Below are 20,052 nucleotides of genomic sequence, written 5' to 3'. Positions count from 1 at the left end.
GAATGCAACAACGCGGCCGGTAAATGTACCGACCGCGTTGTCGCCCGTGTCGTTTGATCAGTTCGCCGCCTGCAGAGACTTGAGATCCCAGCAGGTGCTGGGCTTCAGGTCGGCCTTGGTGGTCGCCTTCTCCAACGTATAGATGTAGGTGGAGGCGGCGCCGGGCTTCTGCCCGCTCTGCAGCAGGTATTTGAGGATCGCGTTGATATCGCGGGACTGGCCAGCCAGCTCAGTCATCACCACCGCGCCGAACGTGCCGTTTTCGAGCGCATCACAATCGACCTTCTCGCCACCGCCGGTGGTGACCAGGAATATCTTGTCCTGCTTTCCGGCTTCGCGGATGGCGGCCGACGTTCCCGTCGCGTCACCATCCCAGAAGTCGATGATGCCGCAAATATCCGGGAACTGCTGCAGCATGGTGGTCGTGACGTTACGCGCCGTGGTTGCGTCCCAGTTCGAATCCGGTTTTGCCACGACTTTGAAGTCCGGATGCTTTTCCAGAACCTTCATGATGCCGGCATACTGGTAGAGGCTGGACGCGTTGACCTGATCGCCCTGGACGAGGCCGATCTGCTTCGACGATTTCTCGCCGCAGCCTTTGATCACGGCTTCGGCTTCCAACTGGCCGAGACGATCCCAATCGCTGCCGATGAACGCATCGACCGGATAATTGACGGGATTGTCGATCGCCACCACGAAGATGCCCTCTTTCTGGGCCTTCTTGAACAGCTTGGCATAAGAGTTGAGATCGGGCGAATGGACCACCAGCACGTTAGGTTTAGGATCGGAGGAAATTGCCTCGGTGATCGCCTGGGCACCAGCTTCGATGCTCCAGTTCGGATCGCGGGTTTCGAACACGCCGCCGAAAGCTTCCACTTCCTTCTTGAGGTAGGCCGCCCAGCCCTGGGCGAGATCGAAGCCCATGGCCATCGGCACCATGACAACGCGCTTGTCCTTGAGAGCCGCCGCATAGGCCGCCGGGCCTGGATCTTCCTGGGCCACTGCCACGCTGCCGAAGGCCAGGGTCATCACCGCGGCTGCGGCGACGAAGGTCTTTTTAAAGCCGATCATTTTGCACCTTCCCGTCTGTCGTTGTTATCAGTCTCTTCTAGATATCGCCCTGCTGTGCCGTCTGCTCATCGCGCGGGTTGAGCAGGCCATCGATAATGATTGCCGCCAGCAGGATCGTCGATTTGATCAGGTTCTGATAGATGTTCGGGATATCGAGGATGGTCATGGCATTGAGCATGATACCGATCAGCAAGGCGCCGACGATCACGTTGCGCATGCCGCCTTTGCCGCCCGAGAGCCCGATGCCACCGATGACCGCGACCAGCACGATGTCGTAGAGCAGGGTCGAATTGACCACGCGAGTGTTGATCGAGAGCAGGCTGGAGGCGGTCAGGATGCCCGCCGTAAAGGCAATGAGCGCCGAGATCACATAGCGCAGCAGCAGCATTGGCCGAACAGGAATGCCCAGATTACGCGCCGCCATCGGATTGTCGCCGGCGAAATAGACATAGCGCCCCCATTTGGTGAAGCGCAGGAAGAGAAATGCCAGGAAGACGATCACCGAGAACAGGAACACCTCGATCGGGATACCCAGCCAGCGGGTACGGCCCAGGGCTTCGATCCAATGCTGGGGCGGGACCGGGATCGCATCCTGGGTGATGAGCTGCGAGCGCACGAAGCCAAACACGAAGGAACCGCTGGCCAGGGTCACGAAAATCGGCGGCACATCGGCATAAGCGACGAGGAAGCCGTTGACCAGGCCGATCGCCAGCACCGCACCCAGTGCAATGGCCAGCGCCGTGCCATTCGGTGTGCCGTCCCCCAGCATCTGCAGGTACCAGGCCACCGACATGGCCATGATAGCGACCGCGGACAAATCGATGCCGCGGCCGATGATCACGATCGCCATGCCGACCGCCAGAATGCCCAGCACCGAGACGCTGCGCACGATCGACACCACGTTTGCCGTGGTCAGAAATCCAGGCAAGCCGATGGCGGCCACAATGAAAAGTGCGACCGCTATCGCCAGAACAATCCGCTCCTGATCCAGGCGCGCGGCTAAAGATCGAACAATCATCCCAGAACGCCATTTCATATGGATTTCGGCCCGATACGACAGCAGCCGATCACCCTATGCCCACGATATGAGCCCCGAAGCGAGGCTAATACGGCAGCAATTGAAGAGTCTACTGATCATTTGTAAGACAAGGTACGAGCCAAGGTTAGGCCAGCTGGCGCGGCCGGGCGATACCCCTAACGGAGCAGATGGCCAACGGGCCAGCGCGTATTTCTGCGGCCTGCCTGAGAAATTGGCGCCAGTGGTCGCCGGGTGTTTTGGCAAAGAGGGGTTTGGACAAAGAAAAGACGCGGGATCCAGAAGGACCCCGCGTCGTGCAGTTAGACAGGGAACCGGCTATCAGGGATCAGAAGTCGAAATCGTTGATATTGTCCTTGGTGAAGGTAAAGGGTGCGCCGAGCAGGATCTCGGAACCATTGATCACCTGCAGCTCGCCCAACTTGCCGGCCTTGACCGAGGTCGCACCCGGCTTCAAATCGCCGTCGATCGCCGCACGCAGCACGTACATGGCGGCATAGCCGAGATCGACCGGGTTCCACAGCACCACGGACTTCACGCAATCCTTGGCAACATAGGGCTTCATCGCGTTCGGTGTGGCCAAACCGACCACGGCGATCTGGCCACATTTACCACCTTGGGTCACGGCTTCGGCCGAGGCCGGGGTCGCAACGCTGGTCATGCCGAAGATGCCCTTTAGCTCATCGCCATATTTGTTGATGAGGGTGCTGGCCTGGTTGAAGGACAGGACATTGTCCTCCTGCGCCTCGACTGTTTCCAGCCACTTCATCTTCGGATGGCATTTGGCCTGATAGGCCGCCATCTCGGCGATCCAGCGCGCCTGGTTCGGTGTGGTGAAGGTCGAGGTAACGATGGCAAAGGACGCCTCTTCGCCCGCTTCCTTGGCCATATTGTCGACCATGGATTTGGCGATGCCGTTGAACTGCGCCTGATTGACGAACCATTCGCGCGCATCCGGGGTCGAGTTGGCGTCATAGCCGACGACATGGATACCCTTGGAGAGCGCCTTCTTCAGCACCGGCGCGATCGCCACCGGATCGTTGGCTGCAAAGAGCAGGCCGTTGACACCGCTGGTGATCGAATTGTCGAGGAAGGTGATCTGTTCGTCGATATTAGCCTTGGTCGGGCCGTCGGTCTTGGCATCGACATTGCCGAGTTCCTTGGCCGCATCGGCGATGCCCTTGGAGGTCGCGTTGAAATAGCCGATGCCGATCAGCTTTGGCACATCGACGACGGTGATCTTCTGTCCTTTGAGATCCGGCGCGCCGGTCGGCTGACCGCCGTCATAAGGCACGGACGCAGCGGCACCGGCCGCACCGTCGCAGGCCAGCGGATCGGTCGGCAATTCATCACCCCCGGTCCAGGCTGAATCGGCCAAAGCGACACTCCCAGTGCTCATGGCCGTGCCAACGGCAAGTCCCAACGCCAGTATCATAGTCTTGTACATGGTGGCTTCTCCTTTTGTGACGCGGGTGATTTCTCGACGGCGATGCCCGCGCCTTCCTCCCAGTCTCAGCCGTCACCGTTACGGCTCAGTAGATTTCCCAATAGAATGGCGGCGATCAACACCACGCCGATCACCACAATGGTCCCATCGCCCTTGACGCCCGCGAGCGCCAGGCCGCTTTTCATGGCCTGCATCAAAGCGAGGCCCAGTACCGTGCCGATGATGGTGCCGCGGCCACCGAAGATCGACGTGCCGCCCAGCACCACGGCGGTGATGACATCCAGTTCCAGTCCGGTGCCCATATCCGAGCGCGTGGTCGAGACCCGCGAAACGAAGATCACTGCGGCGAGGCCCGCGACCAGGCCAGAGGTTGCATAGATGATCAGTTTCGTACGGGCAACATTGAGGCCGGAGAACCGGGCCGCCACTTCATTGGCGCCGATGGCATAGGTGGTGCGGCCGAAGGTGGTGAGGCCAAGGACGGCAGCCGCCGCAACGGCAAGGCCGAACAGGAACCAAAGCTGGGTCGGCAGGCCGAGGAGCTCGCCCTGCCCCAAAACGAAGAACCAGTCCGGATATCCGCGCACGGAGCGCGCCTGGCTGATGCCTTCGGCGAGGCCGCGATAGAGCGCCAGGGTCGCCAGGGTGGCGATGAGCGGCGGGACGCTGAACCGCGTCATGATGAGGCCGTTGCCAAGACCGGCGACACCACCAACGATGACAGCCAGCACCATCGCTGCCGGCAAGGGGATGCCAAGATTGTGCCAGAAGACGCCGAGAAGTATCGCGGAAAGGCCGAAGATCGATCCCACGGAAAGATCGATCCCGCCCGTGATGATGACGAAGGTCATCGGCAAGGCCAGCAAGCCAACTTCCGCCATCAACCGGCCCTGATTGAGCAGGTTGTCGGTGGTGAAGAACTTATCCGATTGCTGGGCAAGGATGATGAGGGCGATGACCAGCAGAATGAGCAGGATGGTCTCGTGGCGCAGGAAATGGCGCAGTGTCATGGCCGTTTCCTCACCGCAACCGGCGCCGCCGAGCCATATCGGCAAGGACGGTCGCAAGAATAAGAAGGCCCTGAACAGCACGAAGCCAATAGGCCGACACGTTGGTGAAGATCAGCGCCGAGCCGATGGCCGCAAACAGGATCGCGGCCAAGGTCGATCCCACAACGGTACCGGTGCCACCCAGAATGCTGACACCGCCCACGACAGAAGCGGTGATGACGGTCAGCTCCAGATTTGGGGGGACAGTGGACTGGATGACCTGCAATTGCGTGGCAAACAGCACGGCGGCGATACCGGCAAAAAGCCCGTGGATCATGAACACACCGACAATCGAGCGTTCGATGCGGATGCCGGCCACACGGGCAGCATCCGGATTGCCGCCGATCGCATAGATCGTGCGGCCGAATCCAGCATGCCGCATCCAGAGGGCGGCCAGAATGGTCAGGATCACCATGAAATAGATCGGCGAGGGAATGCCGAACAGGCGGAACTGCGCCAGCATGAAATCGGGCGGCAGGTCGTTGATCCAGGCGCCGGCCGTGGCGCTGATGAGACCGCCTTTAAGAACGGAGAGCATGCCCAGGGTTACGACGATCGACGGAATACGCACATAGGCGACCAGGACGCCGACAAAGGCATTCACGGCAATACCGACGACCAAGGGCGCCAGCCAACAGACGATGATGGGATAGCCATTGACGGCTAACGTGCCGGCAATGGTTGCGAGTACGCCGATGAGCGACCCGACCGACACATCGATATTGCCGGAAATAATGACCAATGACATGCCGATGGCTGCCACTGCGACATAGGCGTTACCGGAAAAAATGCTGGTCAGGTTGTTTTCGCTGAGGAACCGCGGATTGATCATTGCCACCACCGCGAACAGTACGATGATCACGGCAAACACAACCAGTTCCTGGCCATTGGCTTCCAGGGTCGTGGCCAGACGGCGGATCGGAATCGGCAGCCGAGGTGCGACGATGGGTGCGGTCATGAGGCAAGCTCCGCCGGACGATCAGCGCCGGTATTCCTCGCTGCAGTCATGGCAACACCCACCGCGTCCGGCGTCGCCTCGGCGCGGTCGAATTCAGCGACGATGCCGCCGCCACTCATCACCAGCACACGGTCGCTCATGCCAAGGACTTCGGGCAATTCGCTGGAGATCATCAGAACAGCGAGACCCTGACCGGCAAGTTTGCTCATCAGGGCGTGGATTTCGGCCTTGGCACCCACATCGATGCCGCGGGTAGGTTCATCCATGATGAGCACGCGGGGTTCGGTTGCGATCCATTTCGCCAGCACCACCTTTTGCTGATTGCCGCCGGATAGTTGCCGGACCAATTGCTCGGCACCACGCGCACGGATGCCAAAGCGCGTGATGGCATCGCGGGCGAGGGCACCTTCGCGCCTACGATCGACCACCAGGAGCTTCGCCAGCCGGTCGAGAATGGCGAGCGAGACGTTCTCACGAATGGTCTGTGGCTTGATGAGCCCCTGCAGGCCACGATCTTCGGGCACATAGGCGATGCCGAGACTGCGTGCCGTTGCCGGACTGTCGATCGTCACCGGTTTGCCGTCGATCAGAATCTCGCCAGACGTCGCCGGCGTGATGCCGAACATGGTAAGCGCCGTCTCGGTGCGGCCGGAGCCGATCAGGCCGGCAATGCCGACAATCTCGCCAGCGCGCAATTTGAGGCTGATATTATTGACCACGTGGCGATAGCTGACATTCTTCAGCTCCAGCACCGTGGCCCCCGGCGTGGTTGCCACCTTCGGGAAGAGCTGATCGATCGACCTGCCGACCATCATGGAGACCAGCGACGCTTCCGTCACCTCGCCGATATCCTTGGTCGCGATATAGGCACCATCGCGCAGGACCGTAACCCGGTCGGCCAGCGCGAAGATCTCAGGCATGCGGTGGCTGACATAGATGATGCCGACGCCACGGTCCCGCAGGCGCCGCACGACACTCATCAGACGCTTGGCGTCGGCATCCGCCAGGGCTGCCGTCGGTTCGTCCATGATGACCAGCCGTGCCTCCTGCGACAGGGCCTTGGCGATTTCGACACGCTGGCGGTTGGCGACCGAGAGCAACCCAACCTTGGTATCGACGTCGAGGTCGTGGCTGTCGAGGGAGTCGAGCAAAGCCCTGGCGCCAGCCCGCATCGCCTGCCAATCCAGGCTGCGCCATTTGGTGCGTGGCGCATGGCCGAGATAGATGTTTTCGGCGACCGTCAATTCGGGAAACAGCAACAGTTCCTGATAGACCGTGGCAATCCCGCTCTGCCGCGCCTCGCGCGGCGAGGCAAAGCGCACCACTTTCCCCTCGACTTTCAACTCGCCGCCATCGGGCTGGAGAACGCCGGAGATGATCTTGATCAGGGTTGATTTGCCGGCACCATTCTCACCCAACAGCGCATGGACTTCGCCAGGGCGCACATCGAAGCCGATATCCTTCAGAACCCGCAGATTGCCGAAGGATTTCGAGATGCCGGTGAGGTCGACGACGTTGCTCATGCCCGCCCTGCCTTTTGCCAACGGATCAGGGCTTGCGGGCATCGGCGCCGATGCGCCATCCTGGGCCGAACTGAACAACGGACCGTGACGGAACGATGCTGGCAGTCATTGATCTCGGCAAGACGAACGCGAAGATGCTGATCTTCGGTACCGATGGCCAGGTCCATTGGCAGACGCGGTCGGCGCCACAATGGGTTGATCACGGTGCCTACCGGGCGCTCGACGAAGCGCAACTGTGGGCATGGATCAACCGGTCGCTGAGTGAGGCCATCTCTATCCTGCCCCTCTCCGGCATCATGCTGACCACACATGGCTGCACCTGTGCCTTGATCGGCGCCGATGGTTTGACCGTGCCGATTCTGGACTATGAATCGCCGCTGCCGGCGGAAATTGACGCCAGCTTCCGGCGCATGGCACCGCAGTATGGCGAGACTTTTTCTCCACAACTGCCCCTCGGCCTCAATTTCGGCAAGCAGATCTTCTGGCTCGATCAAATCGATTCCGGTCTGCTGGCACGCACCGATGCCATTCTCTGCTATCCGCAATATTGGAACTGGCGCTTCACCGGCCAAGCCTATAGCGAGGTCAGCTATCTCGGCTGTCATTCTCATCTCTGGGCGCCTGGCCGCAACGATTTCAGCAGCCTGGTTGATGGCCAAGGCTGGCGTGGAAAGTTCCCGGCGTTCAAGCGCGCCGGCGACGTGGTCGGCGAGTACGCCGTGCCGGGCAGCGACGGCCGTCGTCACGCCTTGCCGGTTCATCACGGGGTCCATGACAGCAATGCCTGCCTCTATTTCTACCGCCGGCTGGGATTCCAGTCGTTCTCGCTGATTTCGACCGGCACCTGGGTCATTGGCTTCAACACGGCCTGCCCCCTCGATGCGCTGGATCAAGACCGCGACATGCTGGCCAATGTCACGGTGGACGGCGCCCCGGTTGCGACGGCGCGCTTCATGGGTGGCCGAGAATTCGATGTGATCTCGCATCAGGCGCGCTGCGTCGTGCCGGTGGACGCGGTCGAGGCTGTCCTTGCCAGCAGGCAGTTTGCGCTGCCGAGCTTCGCACCCGGCGGCCCCTTCCCCGGTGCCCAGGGTTGTATCGACGGGCCGGAACCCGGTACGGAAATCGCGCGTGCGGCGCTCGCCACCCTCTATGTCGCCTGCATGATGTCGACCATGCTCGACCTGCTGCAGTCGCGGAACACCATCATTGTCGATGGCGGCCTTGCCCATAATCTCACCTTGCTGCGGCTGCTGGCTGCGCTGCGGCCGGATCAGCAGGTGTTGCGGAGCGACAACGCCGAAGGTACGGCGGCTGGTGCCGCGACCCTGGCCTTCGAAAGAGGCGGCCAGCAGCCCTTCCAGGAGAGCTGCGTTGTCATCGAACCGTTGCAGCTCACCGGCTTGCGGCGTTACATGGCCGAATGGCAGGCGCGCGCCCAGGCGCATATGGAGACGGCCTAAAATCATATGGGCTAAAATCATGCCGGCAAGGCCTCCCGCCAGCGATCGCGGTATTGGGCCATCGGTAGATCGAGAGGGGTCACTGACCGACTGAGACCCTCGATCTTCTGTCCTGCCAATTGCACTGCGCCGCTGATGGTGCCGGTGGCGTCCTCGGACACCAGCAGATCGTGAGAGCGCCGCAAGGCCGCCAAAGCGGATAGATAGAGATTGTTGCCGATCAAACTGCCCTCAACCACCACCGGGCCGCTGGCCTTGATAAGATCCAGGCAATAGTCGGTCATCAGCGCGAGATAGAGACTGGCCTGCGCCACGGTTTCTTGCTGCCGATGAAGAAGCGTACCCCGCTGGCCACCCTGTCCGCGGCCGGCGAACGGTCCCCCGAAATCGCTGACCGGCGGCACCAGCAGAGCGCCAGACTGAATCACCTGAGCAGCGTCCTGCGGCGTGGCGAGAACAGCATTGACGCCGTCCGTCAGCGTCGAATATTCGCGACCACCCATGAAGATGCTACAGGGAACCGGCGTCCCCAAGGCATCGACATTGGCCAGGCAGTTGCGATCGGCAGGCAAGCCAGCAACATCAGCGCCCGCTGCCATGCACACGACCCAGGTCCCCGTCGACGCGACCGCAAAAGGCGATGTGCGCGACAAGCGGTGACGCAGGAAGGAGGCGCTGCTGTCATGGATGCCAACGCGCACCTTGCAGCTTGCCGGCAGGCCGGTGCTAGCCTGTATATCCGGCAGGATCGTGCCCAGCACGTCATCCGCCCGGCGCAAGGGTGGAAACAGGTGGCGCCAGCCCATACGCTCGACCAAGCCACTGAAGGTCGCTGCCACCGGTTGCCACAGGCCGGTATGGCAGCCCAGATAGGTGACTTCGCTGCTTGCAACGCCGCTGAGGCGGAAGCTCCAATATTGCGGATAAGGCAGGATGTAGCGAACACGCGCAAAGTCGGCTGGGAAATTCTGTGCCAGCCAATGGATCTGCCGGCCAAGATTGAGCCCGCCCGCCATCGACGGCGAAAATGTCTCGGCAAAGGGTGAGGCCAACTGGTCATACGCCGGATCTTCGATCGGTGCTTCATAATCCAGAATCGGCAGAGCGAGCGTTCCGTCATCTGCGACCAGCGCTGCGGTGGCACCATGGGCCACGACGACGACATCCGTGATCTCGGCTTCCGCCGCAAGATCCCTGAGGCCGCGGATCAGGAATGCCCAGATGCCCGCTTCGTCGATATGCGGGTAAGGTCCATCGGGCAGGGAGCGATCGGGCGCCGACAAGGTATGGCGGATCTCGCCCGCCTCGACCAGAGACAGTTTGATATTGGTCTTGCCGATGTCAAAGACGACGACCGCCATGGCAATCAGCCCGCACACTTCCGGGGCGATGGCAGACGATCGTTCATGGCCGCCATCTCATGGATGGCAATGCAACTCGAACACATTCCGGCCTCCCCTGTTTACCGGTGGTGCAATCAGAACTCAGGCCAAGGGCACGAAAACTCGAGAACGCGTCGGATCAAGCGACCGACGCAGCTTTCAGAACTCGCGTGACGATGACCTCAACCCCGGCATCGGTCAGCATCTTGTGCGTGCTGGTTTCGATACCGTCATCCGTAATCAGGATATTGATGCGCTCCAGCGGACAGAGGATGAGGCTGCCGCGGTTCTTGAATTTGCTGCTATCGACCAGGACGATGACTTTTTCGGCTTGGCGGATCAATTTCTGCTCGGCGCGAATGAGCAGCGGATCGGTCTGCATCAGACCATGTTGCGTGATCGCCCTTGCACCAATGAAAGCCTTCGACGCAATGAAACGATCAACGGCGTCGTCTTCGAAGGGACTGAGGATCAAGCCCTGCTCGCGGAAGATCTCGCCACCCGGTAGGATCACACGCCCCTGGCCGCGCTTCATCAGATATTCGGCAATTGGGAATGAATTGGTCAGGACCTGCAGGTCGCGATCGCCGAGAAACTCGGTCATGGCATAGGTCGTGGTGCCACCGTCGATGATGACGGAATCGCCGGTCAGGCACAGATCGGCCGCCGCACGGGCAATCGCCCGTTTCATGTCCCGATGGCGCATCTGATTGGCATCGAAGTTTGGTTCGGCCAAAGCCGGGGCGCCGTGCATCGCTTCGGCCCCACCGCGTACGCGCTTGATGCGGCCGGCCATCGCCAGATCTTGGATATCCCGCGCGATCGTGGCCCTTGAGGCAGAGAGCCGGACCATCAGATCCGGCACCGTCGCGAAGCCTGTGGCCGCAACGATCTCGCAGATCAAATGATGGCGCTGCCTTTGAAGCATGGTCCCTCTTCGTACCGCTGCCTGCCCTGCCTCTCGAATAGCCGGAAACGCATGGAACCGTCAAATAGAAATGTTCAAAATCGCTCACGCATTAATCATTTTGCATCGCAAAAAGAAGTTACTGCGATGCAAAATGACGGAAATTATTGACCTGGGCGCCCCTCAAGCCTATTTCAGGGCGTATATCGAGGCTCGTCTGAGTCCAGATGAGCGATTTTGACGATTTTAGATCGCATGATCGATGGAGCCGCCCGTGACTGCAGAAAATGTCATCCCTTCCCTGTGGGACGAACAGAAGGCCAAGGCCCTTGGTGAGCCGGAGCAATTGCTCTACCGCTCCAATCTGCTGGGGTCCGACCTGCGCATCACCAACTATGGCGGCGGCAATACCTCGGCCAAGATTCCGATGAAGGACCCGCTCAGCGGCGAGACGGTCACCGTGCTTTGGGTCAAGGGATCGGGTGGCGACCTCGGCAGCATGAAGCTGGATGGCTTTTCGACCCTCTATCTCGACAAGCTAGAAGGGTTGAAGCGGCTCTATCGCGGCCTGCCCCAGGAAGACGAGATGGTTGGCTATCTGTCCCATTGCACCTTCAACATGAATCCGCGTGCTGCCAGTATCGACACGCCTCTCCATGCCTTCATCCCCTACCGGCATGTCGATCACATGCATCCCGACGCCGTCATCGCGATCGCCGCGGCTGCCAGCAGCCAAAAGCTCACCGCCGAGATCTTCGGTCCGGAAATCGGCTGGCTACCCTGGCAGCGACCCGGCTTCGACCTTGGCCTCAAACTGGGCGAGATGGCAACGTCGCGGCCCAACCTCAAAGGCATCGTGCTGGCAGGACATGGCCTCTTTACCTGGGGTGATACCTCACAGGCCTGTTACGAGAATACCCTGCGGGTCATCCGCCTCGCCGATGCGTGGCTTGCGGAAAAGACGGCCAAGGCACCTATCTTTGGTGGGCCGGCTACCGAGCCACTCGATCAGGTGCAGCGCCGCCAGATTGCCGCCGAATTGATGCCGGTCATTCGCGGCCGCGTTACCAGCGGCCGCCCGAAGGTCGGGCATTTCAACGATTCACCTGAGGTTCTCGACTTCGTCTGTTCGAAGAACCTGCGCACACTTGCCGATCTTGGCACCTCCTGCCCGGATCATTTCCTGCGCACGAAGATTCGCCCGCTGGTATTGGATTTCAAGGGCGATACGGCGGCCACCATTGCCAGCCTTGATGAGGCGCTCACGGCCTATCGCGCGGAGTACAAGGCCTATTACGATCGCTGCAAACGCAGCAACAGCCCAGCGATCCGCGACCAGAACCCGGTCGTCTATCTCATCCCCGGCGTCGGCATGGTAACCTTCGCGACAGACAAGGCCACAGCGCGCATCGCCGGCGAATTCTACGTCAACGCGATCAACGTGATGCGCGGCGCCAGTACTGTCGATACCTATGTCGGCCTTGACGAGCAGGAAGCCTTCGACATTGAATATTGGCTGTTGGAAGAAGCAAAGCTCCAGCGCATGCCCAAGGCGAAGAACCTCGCCGGCCAGGTCGCCTTCATCACCGGCGGTGCCGGCGGCATCGGCCGGGCAACGGCAGAGGCCCTGTTGGCCGAAGGCGCCTGCGTCGCACTCGCAGATATCGACGGTGGCCGGCTTGATCAGGCCGTCACAGACCTTGGCAGCAAGCATGGCAAGGACAGGGTCTGGGGCACCACCCTCGACGTAACCCACGAGCAAAACGTGATCGACGCCTTCACGGCGACAGCACGGCAATTCGGCGGTGTCGACATCCTGGTATCCAACGCCGGCATCGCCTCAGCATCGCCCATCGAGGATACCTCGCTGGAATTGTGGAACCAGAACATCTCCGTGCTCGCCACGGGCTATTTCCTGGTGAGCCGCCAAGCGTTCCGTCTGATGAAGGTCCAGAATGTCGGCGGCAGCATGGTTTTCATCGCCTCCAAGAACGCGATGGCGGCATCCGTGAATGCGTCGGCCTATTGCACTGCAAAGGCCGCCGAGGTGCATCTGGCCCGCTGCCTGGCACTGGAAGGTGCCCCGCTCGGCATCCGCGTCAACGTCGTCAACCCGGATGCTGTTCTCAAGGGCTCCAACATCTGGAGCGGGAATTGGCTGCAGGAACGGGCGGAAGCGTATAAAATCGACACCGATCAGCTCGCTGAACATTACCGGCAGCGCAGCCTGCTGAAACTGTCGGTCTACCCGGAAGATATCGCCGTGGCCGTCAAGTTCTTCTGCACGGAAGCGCCCAAATCGACCGGCAATGTTCTCAATGTCGACGCCGGCAACGCCGTCGCCTTCACACGCTGATCACAAGGATAAGGGAGGCAGTCATGTCAGGTAGCTACCGAATCCCAGAGGCCGATGTCGCCGCGCAGAACGCCAAGCTCCTGCCGGCCTTGCAGGACGATTACGACAGTCTTGCACGCCGCCTTGCGCGCAGCGGCAGCGATATCGAGACCATCACGGCCGCTGTCGCCGCTTTTGGCGTGGCGCTGCCCAGTTGGGGCGTTGGTACAGGCGGTACACGCTTTGCCCGCTATCCCGGTATCGGCGAGCCGCGTCACATCTTCGACAAGCTGGAAGATTGTTCAACGATCCATCGCCTGACCCGCGCCACACCGACCGTCTCGCTGCATTTTCCCTGGGACAAGCCCAGTGACATCGGGGCGACACGTGATCTTGCCGCTGAGCTTGGCCTCGGTTTTGATGCGGTCAATTCCAACACGTTCCAGGACGCCGCCAATCAGAAGCTGTCCTACAAATTCGGCAGCCTGACCAACACCGACCGGTCCGTGCGTGAGCAGGCGGTGGCGCACAATATCGAATGTATCGAACTCGGCAAGGCACTGGGGTCGAAGGCGCTGACCGTCTGGATTGGCGACGGCTCGAATTTCGCCGGCCAGCAGCATTTCACCCGCGCGCTGGAGCGCTACCTGGAAAGCACCAAGGCGATCTATCAGGCCCTGCCCGCCGACTGGCATATGTTCATCGAACACAAACTCTATGAACCAGCTTTCTATTCGACGGTCATTGCCGATTGGGGCACCAATTACCTCGCCGCCACGGAACTCGGGCCAAAGGCGCGGTGCCTGGTCGACCTCGGCCACCATGCGCCCAACACCAATATCGAAATGATCGTGGCGCGGTTGATTCAGTTCAAGAAACTGGGCGGCTTCCATTTCAATGACAGCAAATATGGCGACGATGATCTCGACAGCGGGTCGATCAACCCATTCCAGCTGTTCCTCATCTTCAACGAACTGGTCGATGCAGCCGACCGCAATGCCTTTGATGTGGCGCCGGCCTATATGCTGGATCAGTCACACAATGTCACCGATCCCATTGAAAGCCTGATGTCGAGCGCTATGGAACTGCAGCGTCGCTACGCCCAGGCGATGCTGATCGATCGTGCCCGTCTCGAACAGGCACAGGCCGAGAACGATGCGCTGATGGCGCTGGAAACGCTGAAAGCTGCCTTCAACACCGATGTAGCGCCCATTCTTGGTATGGCGCGACAACGGAAAGGCGGCGCCATCGACCCGATCGGCGTCTATCGCTGGTCACAGTATCGCCGGCACAAGCAGAACGAACGTCCGGCCGCCGCGAAGCAGTCGGCGGGGATCGTTTAGTTATTTGGCGCGTTCTTCCATCAGCTGCTTGCGATAGCGTTCGGCATCCCAGTTGAGCAGGGCGATTTCCTCGTCACGTGGCAGATACCGGATCGGCGACGAGGGTGGCACGCGGTTGATGACCAGGCCGAGGCATTCCAGCATGGCCTCGGCGGCGGGCAGAATATCCTGCCTGACGAGCGCACCAGCACCGGGCACCAGAAAGGCAACCGGCGGCGGCCGATCATTGAAAGTGGCCAGAAACGCTGCCACTGATGTCGTCCCGACCGGCAGGCTCGGCAATGCCGGTCCCAAGAAAACGACATGATCGGGATAGAGCGATCCATCCGTCGCAAGCTTCAAATTTCGTTCGCTGGTTGCCAAGACATGGCTATTCTCCGAAGCCGCCGGCCGATAGTCGGTGCCAGCGCAGAGCGCCTGGAGCCGTGCTTGATCGCTTGATGTTGCTGGATTTGGGTTGAGCTGCAGCCGCCGCTCAACCTCGGCCATCAAGGCCTCCGCCGCGTCGACATCCGGGCCGCCCACGAGCAGGCCGTGATTGCCGAGGATGAGAACATCCGGCTGTTCGCGCGCGGTCAGTGCGGAGATCGCCTGGCTAAGTGGCAATCCCGGCCGATAATAGGGCAACTTCGCCCAGGCAAGTCCCGCCAGCCGGTCGCGCAGCGCATCATCGCCATCGGTTCGGATCGCCCAGACGATGCTGTTGATGGCATGCACGTGCAGCACGACCGTGTGTTTCATCAACGCATGTAGCGAAGTTTCGATCGACGGGCGCAGCTTCATCTCCCCAAAGCGCGTCAGCACCGGCATGGTGGCATTCTGGTTCGCCAGAGCTAGCAGGGCGCCTTGCAGGTCGACCGGCACAAAGATCTGGTCGCGCGCGGCATCGGCGAGCCACAGTCCAGACGCCTTCACCCACAGCGCATCATCTATCTTGATCGAGGTGTTGCCACCGGCACCCTGAACCAGATGCAGATTCTGACCGATGCGCGCGGAGACGCGTTTCAAACCCTCGAGTGCCGCTGGCATATTCATGTCAATCTCCCTCACCAGGCTAAATGCGCGATGATCCAATGTGGTTCCTTGCCCGGATCTGCTGCCAGCTGGCACACAGCGCGCGGCAAATCCGCTGCCGCACGCAACCGGCTTGCATGCACGCCGGATGTGATGAGGACCGTGAGGAATCCAGCTTGGCGACCACCTAGTATATCGTGATCAAGTGAATCGCCAATGACAACGACACGGGTCGGCTTGGGGTTCCCCAGCTCCCGCAACGCGGCCGCAAAAATCGGTGGATGCGGCTTGCCGATATAGGTCACGGCCCCACCCATCTCAGCATAATGCGCCGCCAGCGCCCCAGCACCCGGTATCAGACCATCGGCACCGAACATGGTGAGGTCAGGGTTCGCGCAAAGCAGCGGCAGATGATGGGCGATGGCCGCTTCGAAGACGCCTTGCCAGACCTCGGTCGACGCCATCGCGTCATCCAGACCACCCAGCAAGATGAAGTCGGCGTCAGATGGCGTGTCGACCAGAGCAATTGGCAAGCCGTCAATGATGGAACGGTCCTCGCCGCGGGTGATCAACAAGCAGCGACTGCCCAGCGATTTGAACGGCGCGCTGTCCCGATCACGCAGGCCGCGCCAAGCTGCCTCACCGGACGTTAGAACGCCGTCATAAGTGTCGGGTGGCAGGCCCAGATCGGCGATGCGCTGCACATTCTCCTGTGAGCGCTTGCCGGAGTTGGACAAGACCAGAATTTTCTTACCCACGCGGCGCAATTCTTCCACACATTGGCGAGCGGCTGGAAAGATGGCTTTGCCTTCATGCAGAGCGCCCCATTGGTCGAGCAACACGGCATCGAAGTGATCCGCAACCTCGCGCAATCCTGCGATAATATTTGGCACGACGCGCTGCTCCGTCATGGCGGCCCCTCCCGCAGGGCCAGAAGTGCCGTGCCGAAGGCGGCTTCCGTCTCGCTGGCCAACGTCACAGGCACGCCGAGCATCCTTTCGCGAATTTCCATCCAGGAAGCGTTCGACGCGCCGCCACCGATGCTGATCACGCGCTTGAGCTGTGGTGCGCCAATTTCGGCAAGGCGGGCATAGGCCGACCTTTCGATCGCGGCAATACCTTCGAGCATGCCCTGGAAAAAAATCGCATCATTGGATGGTCTGGGCGTCAGGCGCGGTGCAAAGTTAGGGTCGTTGATGGGAAAGCGCTCCCCTGGTTTCGGTAATGGATAATAGTCGAGGCCGGTAGGGTGGGCTGGATCGACCAGCGGCGTCAATTCTGCAATTTGCGCCGCACTGAACTGCGCCAGAAGAGCGGCACCGCCAGTGTTCGAAGCACCACCGGCAAGCCAGCGATCGCCCAGACGATGGCTGTAGATCCCTTGGCTCGCAGCAAAAATTGGCTTCTCGGAAAGCAGCTTGAGGACCAACGTCGTGCCCAGAGACGTCACCGCGTCGCCCGGCCGATTGGCCCGCGTTGCCAGGAAGGCCGCCACCCCGTCCGTGGTGCCGGCACAGATGACGGCCGATCTTGGCAAGCCAAGCCTGTCGGCCATGGCAGGATCAATAGGTCCCACGACATGGCCGGGGACCCCAACGGAGGGCAGCAAGCGGCGCGGGACACCCAACCCATCCAACCAATCCGGCCATTGCCGCAAAATGGGATCATAGCCGAGTTTCAGGGCGTTGTTTTCATCGCTGAAATCGAAGCAGCCGCGGAGACGTCCGGCAATCCAATCGGCCTGGTGAACCACATGATTTACATCCGCCGGCAACGTTGGCAGAAGATGCAGAAGCTTCGCCAGCGCCGCACTCGGTCCATGGGCGCCGCTTTCTGCGGGCGCTACGGCCTTGATGCGTTGTGCCGCCTCAATGGCGCGGGCATCGTTATACATCAAGCCTTTTGAGTGGGGGTTTCCCTGCGCGTCGACGAGCAGCAAGGTGCCGGAGGTACCGTCCACTGCCAACCGTGCCACTTTTGCCAGATCGCACTTTCTGGCAAGATGCCCGAGCGCTTCCGTAACGGCCAGCCACCAGATTTCAGGATCCTGCTCGACCGCCGGGCCATGTTGAATCGGTGCCGGCATCGCGACGGTACTTGTTGCAACGACACGCTCTGTCGCGCCAAGCGCGCAGATGCGAACACCGCTGGTGCCAATATCGATGCCAAGAAACAGCTGGTCCGCGTCAGACAAGGGCATCGCCGCGTCCCTGCGCACCCGCAACCTCATTGAGCCCCTTGAACCAGACCTCGAACGCCTGCCTCTCGGCAATCGTCAAGTGGAGGCCGTGTTTGGTACGGCGATCGAGGATGTCCTCCGCTGAAAGTGCCCATTCCCACTTGCGCAGGAAATGCGCTTCACGTGCATAGAGCTGGGCTCCGAAATGGCGCCCCAGATCCCCGATCGCCGCAGCATCCGCCAAGAGCGCATCGGCCCGTGTGCCATAGAGCCGCGCAAAATGCTGCGCCAACGGTGTCGGCAACCACGGCCAGCGCGCGTGGAACTCCACCAACCATTGATCAAAATCGGCCGCCGGCATATCGCCGCCGGGCAGAGTTGCCTGCGTCGTCCAGGGCTTTCCCATGTGTGGAAAGAACGGTGACAATTTTTCCAACGCGTGTTCGGCCAACTTGCGGTAGGTCGTAATTTTACCACCGAAGATAGATAAGATGGGTGCAGCCTGAGTTTCAGCAGTCTTCGGGTCGACATCGAAAACGTAATCCCGCGTCACCGCCGACGGGTTGGCAGCATTGTCGTCGTATAGCGGCCGCACGCCGGAAAAGCTGTGAACGATATCGGCGCGGCTGGGCGGATTGGCAAAATAGCGCTCCAGCACTCTTATCAGATAATCGATTTCGGTCTCATCGATCCTGGCACTTTCCGGTTCGCCGTCGATGGGTATGTCAGTCGTGCCAATCAGCGCCAGATCATGTTCATAGGGGTTGACGAAGATTACCCGCTTGTCATGGTTTTGCAGCAGGTAGGCGTGTTCGCCCTGCCAGAACTTCCGCATGACCAGATGGCTGCCTTTGACAAGGCGTACGCGTCGTTCGCTGCTGGCACCCTGCACGTTGCCAAGCATCCGTTCGACCCAGGGACCGGCTGCATTGACGATGCATCGCGCCTCGACCGTGCTGCGCGCGCCGGTCTGGGTATTGAGGAGATCAACCTCCCAGGCATTGTTGAGACGGCGCGCGGCGGTGACTTCAGTCCGCGTCAGAATTCGCGCCCCTTGCCTTTGTGCATCCAATGCATTGAGGACCACGAGGCGTGCATCGTCCACCCAGCAATCAGAATATTCGAATGCCTTGGTGAATTCTGTCTTGATCGGCCTGCCGACCGGATCACTGCGGAGCTTGATGGCGCGAGTGCCCAGTAATTTCTGGCGACCGCCCAGATGGTCATAGAGAAGGAGACCGAGGCGCAACAGCCAGGCAGGGCGGTGCTCCGGACTGTGCGGTAGGACAAAGCGCATGGGCCAGATGATGTGCGGTGCAGCCCGCAGCAAAACTTCGCGCTCGATCAAAGCTTCCCGGACCAGGCGGAACTCGTAATATTCGAGATAGCGCAGGCCGCCATGAACCAGCTTGCCGCTGCGCGAGGATGTCCCTTGAGCCAGATCATCACGCTCGCACAACATCACAGTGAGGCCGCGGCCGGCGGCATCGCGGGCGATGCCGGCGCCATTGATGCCACCACCGATGATGAGAAGATCGACCCGTTCCATGCTGTCTTTGTGCCGTTGATCTGGACTTTTCCCGGCGTTTTCTAGCCGCGACGCGCCTTCTTCGCCACGGCTTTCTTCTTTACGGACGGCTTGGTCTTGCCAACTGCACGACCAGCGGGCTTTGCCCGTACCGCCGCCGGCTTCTGGCGCGGGCCGTAATTCTTGAACTTTTCGATGACATGGGAAATTTCGCCGTCATCGAGAACCTGTGCATCGTCGAGCAGCAAGGTCAGGTAGTATTGCCGCGCAATGGTCTCGATCTCGACCGCCAACCATAGCGCCTTCTTGACGTTGGCACCCGTCGCAATCACGCCATGATTGCGCAATAGGCAGCAAGTGCGCCCCTCCAGCGCCTTCATGGCATGCTCTGAGAGTTCCTTGGTCCCATAGGTCGCATAAGGTGCGACGCGAATATCGGGGCCGCCAGCCGCGGCGACCATGTAGTGAATGGCCGGGATCGGCTTGTTGCAGATGGCGAGCGTGGTGGCGTAGGTGCTGTGGGTGTGGACGACCGCACCAACCTCGGGCCTCGCGCGCATGATATCCATATGAAAACGCCATTCCGAGGACGGATCGAGCGGGCCGGACCAGCTGCCATATTCACCCCTGATCGGCATGGCAGCAATATCCTTGGGCGTCAGATCGTCATAGGAAACACCGGTGGGCGTGATCAGCATCGTATCGCCGTAGCGCGCACTGATATTGCCGGAGGTGCCCTGGTTGATGCCAAGCCCGTTCATCGCCTGACAGGCCTTGATGATGCCGCGCCGGATCTCGAGTTCTTCCTTGGTCATGA

16 protein-coding genes are annotated in these 20,052 nt (G+C 60.7%); 3 read left to right on the top strand and 13 right to left on the bottom strand.

Annotated elements, in window-relative coordinates; all coding sequences use genetic code 11:
- Nucleotides 1–57: 57 nt before the first annotated feature.
- The 6 genes from AC1DWZ_RS11125 to AC1DWZ_RS11100 all read right to left on the bottom strand — a co-directional run bounded on the left by AC1DWZ_RS11125 (nt 58) and on the right by AC1DWZ_RS11100 (nt 7,084).
- A complete protein-coding gene (locus AC1DWZ_RS11125; protein WP_477168953.1) occupies nt 58–1,071 on the bottom strand; it encodes a sugar ABC transporter substrate-binding protein in 1,014 nt (337 codons plus the stop codon).
- A gap of 37 nt (nt 1,072–1,108) precedes the next feature.
- Nucleotides 1,109–2,089 (bottom strand): ABC transporter permease, encoded by a 981-nt coding sequence (locus AC1DWZ_RS11120; protein ID WP_477168952.1) that lies wholly within the window; start codon nt 2,087–2,089, stop codon nt 1,109–1,111.
- Nucleotides 2,090–2,435: 346 nt separating this feature from the next.
- Nucleotides 2,436–3,554, bottom strand: coding sequence for an autoinducer 2 ABC transporter substrate-binding protein (locus AC1DWZ_RS11115; RefSeq protein WP_477168951.1), 1,119 nt, complete (start codon nt 3,552–3,554; stop codon nt 2,436–2,438).
- 65 nt (nt 3,555–3,619) lie between these two features.
- Nucleotides 3,620–4,564: an ABC transporter permease gene (locus AC1DWZ_RS11110; RefSeq protein ID WP_477168950.1), complete on the bottom strand. Its 945-nt coding sequence runs from the start codon at nt 4,562–4,564 to the stop codon at nt 3,620–3,622.
- Nucleotides 4,565–4,574: 10 nt separating this feature from the next.
- Entirely contained in the window at nt 4,575–5,561 is a 987-nt protein-coding gene (locus AC1DWZ_RS11105) for an ABC transporter permease (RefSeq protein WP_477168949.1), read from the bottom strand.
- Nucleotides 5,558–7,084: a sugar ABC transporter ATP-binding protein gene (locus AC1DWZ_RS11100; protein WP_477168948.1), complete on the bottom strand. Its 1,527-nt coding sequence runs from the start codon at nt 7,082–7,084 to the stop codon at nt 5,558–5,560. The genes AC1DWZ_RS11105 and AC1DWZ_RS11100 overlap by 4 nt, the downstream gene beginning before the upstream one ends.
- Nucleotides 7,085–7,179: 95 nt before the next feature.
- Between AC1DWZ_RS11100 and AC1DWZ_RS11095 the strand changes: the two genes are divergently transcribed.
- The gene (locus tag AC1DWZ_RS11095) at nt 7,180–8,547 is read left to right on the top strand and encodes an FGGY-family carbohydrate kinase (RefSeq protein ID WP_477168947.1); all 1,368 of its coding nucleotides are present in this window, start codon (nt 7,180–7,182) and stop codon (nt 8,545–8,547) included.
- A gap of 17 nt (nt 8,548–8,564) precedes the next feature.
- On the opposite strand, the gene AC1DWZ_RS11090 is transcribed toward AC1DWZ_RS11095, so the two are convergent.
- Entirely contained in the window at nt 8,565–9,908 is a 1,344-nt protein-coding gene (locus AC1DWZ_RS11090) for an FGGY-family carbohydrate kinase (protein WP_477168946.1), read from the bottom strand.
- 160 nt (nt 9,909–10,068) lie between these two features.
- Nucleotides 10,069–10,857 carry a DeoR/GlpR family DNA-binding transcription regulator gene (locus AC1DWZ_RS11085; RefSeq protein ID WP_477168945.1) on the bottom strand — a complete coding sequence of 263 codons (789 nt, stop codon included), beginning with the start codon at nt 10,855–10,857 and terminating at the stop codon, nt 10,069–10,071.
- 253 nt (nt 10,858–11,110) lie between these two features.
- Between AC1DWZ_RS11085 and AC1DWZ_RS11080 the strand changes: the two genes are divergently transcribed.
- Together AC1DWZ_RS11080 and rhaI are read left to right on the top strand one after the other, a co-directional pair.
- Nucleotides 11,111–13,192, top strand: a complete 2,082-nt coding sequence (locus tag AC1DWZ_RS11080; RefSeq protein WP_477168944.1) for a bifunctional rhamnulose-1-phosphate aldolase/short-chain dehydrogenase — start codon at nt 11,111–11,113, stop codon at nt 13,190–13,192.
- A gap of 23 nt (nt 13,193–13,215) precedes the next feature.
- Entirely contained in the window at nt 13,216–14,514 is a 1,299-nt protein-coding gene (rhaI, locus tag AC1DWZ_RS11075; protein ID WP_477168943.1) for an L-rhamnose catabolism isomerase, read from the top strand.
- On the opposite strand, the gene AC1DWZ_RS11070 is transcribed toward rhaI, so the two are convergent.
- From AC1DWZ_RS11070 to AC1DWZ_RS11050, 5 genes are read right to left on the bottom strand one after another with little or no spacing between them, the layout of a single operon-like run.
- The gene (locus AC1DWZ_RS11070; protein WP_477168942.1) at nt 14,515–15,549 is read right to left on the bottom strand and encodes a class II aldolase/adducin family protein; all 1,035 of its coding nucleotides are present in this window, start codon (nt 15,547–15,549) and stop codon (nt 14,515–14,517) included.
- Nucleotides 15,550–15,560: 11 nt separating this feature from the next.
- Nucleotides 15,561–16,439 (bottom strand): TIGR01459 family HAD-type hydrolase, encoded by an 879-nt coding sequence (locus tag AC1DWZ_RS11065; protein WP_477168941.1) that lies wholly within the window; start codon nt 16,437–16,439, stop codon nt 15,561–15,563.
- The gene (locus AC1DWZ_RS11060) at nt 16,436–17,728 is read right to left on the bottom strand and encodes an FGGY-family carbohydrate kinase (RefSeq protein ID WP_477168940.1); all 1,293 of its coding nucleotides are present in this window, start codon (nt 17,726–17,728) and stop codon (nt 16,436–16,438) included. Before AC1DWZ_RS11060 ends, AC1DWZ_RS11065 begins: the two co-directional genes overlap by 4 nt.
- Nucleotides 17,715–19,256 carry a glycerol-3-phosphate dehydrogenase gene (locus AC1DWZ_RS11055; protein WP_477168939.1) on the bottom strand — a complete coding sequence of 514 codons (1,542 nt, stop codon included), beginning with the start codon at nt 19,254–19,256 and terminating at the stop codon, nt 17,715–17,717. Before AC1DWZ_RS11055 ends, AC1DWZ_RS11060 begins: the two co-directional genes overlap by 14 nt.
- 41 nt (nt 19,257–19,297) lie before the next feature.
- Complete coding sequence (locus AC1DWZ_RS11050) at nt 19,298–20,050, bottom strand: class II aldolase/adducin family protein (protein WP_477168938.1); 753 nt, start codon at nt 20,048–20,050, stop codon at nt 19,298–19,300.
- Nucleotides 20,051–20,052: the final 2 nt, after the last annotated feature.

The organism is Dongia sp. P2_B8, assembly GCF_056404715.1.
The sequence above is the reverse complement of the archived record's forward strand: the minus strand, read 5'-3'. Positions and strand labels throughout refer to the sequence as shown.

Bases quoted from the DNA above. Each gene is read 5' to 3' on its own strand.
- AC1DWZ_RS11065 (WP_477168941.1), bottom strand. From the start codon at position 16,439: ATGACGGAGCAGCGCGTCGTGCCAAATATTATCGCAGGATTGCGCGAG.
- AC1DWZ_RS11060 (WP_477168940.1), bottom strand. From the start codon at position 17,728: ATGCCCTTGTCTGACGCGGACCAGCTGTTTCTTGGCATCGATATTGGC.
- AC1DWZ_RS11115 (WP_477168951.1), bottom strand. From the start codon at position 3,554: ATGTACAAGACTATGATACTGGCGTTGGGACTTGCCGTTGGCACGGCC.
- AC1DWZ_RS11095 (WP_477168947.1), top strand. From the start codon at position 7,180: ATGCTGGCAGTCATTGATCTCGGCAAGACGAACGCGAAGATGCTGATC.
- AC1DWZ_RS11105 (WP_477168949.1), bottom strand. From the start codon at position 5,561: ATGACCGCACCCATCGTCGCACCTCGGCTGCCGATTCCGATCCGCCGT.
- AC1DWZ_RS11100 (WP_477168948.1), bottom strand. From the start codon at position 7,084: ATGAGCAACGTCGTCGACCTCACCGGCATCTCGAAATCCTTCGGCAAT.
- AC1DWZ_RS11070 (WP_477168942.1), bottom strand. From the start codon at position 15,549: ATGAATATGCCAGCGGCACTCGAGGGTTTGAAACGCGTCTCCGCGCGC.
- AC1DWZ_RS11085 (WP_477168945.1), bottom strand. From the start codon at position 10,857: ATGCTTCAAAGGCAGCGCCATCATTTGATCTGCGAGATCGTTGCGGCC.
- AC1DWZ_RS11125 (WP_477168953.1), bottom strand. From the start codon at position 1,071: ATGATCGGCTTTAAAAAGACCTTCGTCGCCGCAGCCGCGGTGATGACC.
- AC1DWZ_RS11110 (WP_477168950.1), bottom strand. From the start codon at position 4,564: ATGACACTGCGCCATTTCCTGCGCCACGAGACCATCCTGCTCATTCTG.
- rhaI (WP_477168943.1), top strand. From the start codon at position 13,216: ATGTCAGGTAGCTACCGAATCCCAGAGGCCGATGTCGCCGCGCAGAAC.
- AC1DWZ_RS11055 (WP_477168939.1), bottom strand. From the start codon at position 19,256: ATGGAACGGGTCGATCTTCTCATCATCGGTGGTGGCATCAATGGCGCC.
- AC1DWZ_RS11090 (WP_477168946.1), bottom strand. From the start codon at position 9,908: ATGGCGGTCGTCGTCTTTGACATCGGCAAGACCAATATCAAACTGTCT.
- AC1DWZ_RS11050 (WP_477168938.1), bottom strand. From the start codon at position 20,050: ATGACCAAGGAAGAACTCGAGATCCGGCGCGGCATCATCAAGGCCTGT.
- AC1DWZ_RS11120 (WP_477168952.1), bottom strand. From the start codon at position 2,089: ATGATTGTTCGATCTTTAGCCGCGCGCCTGGATCAGGAGCGGATTGTT.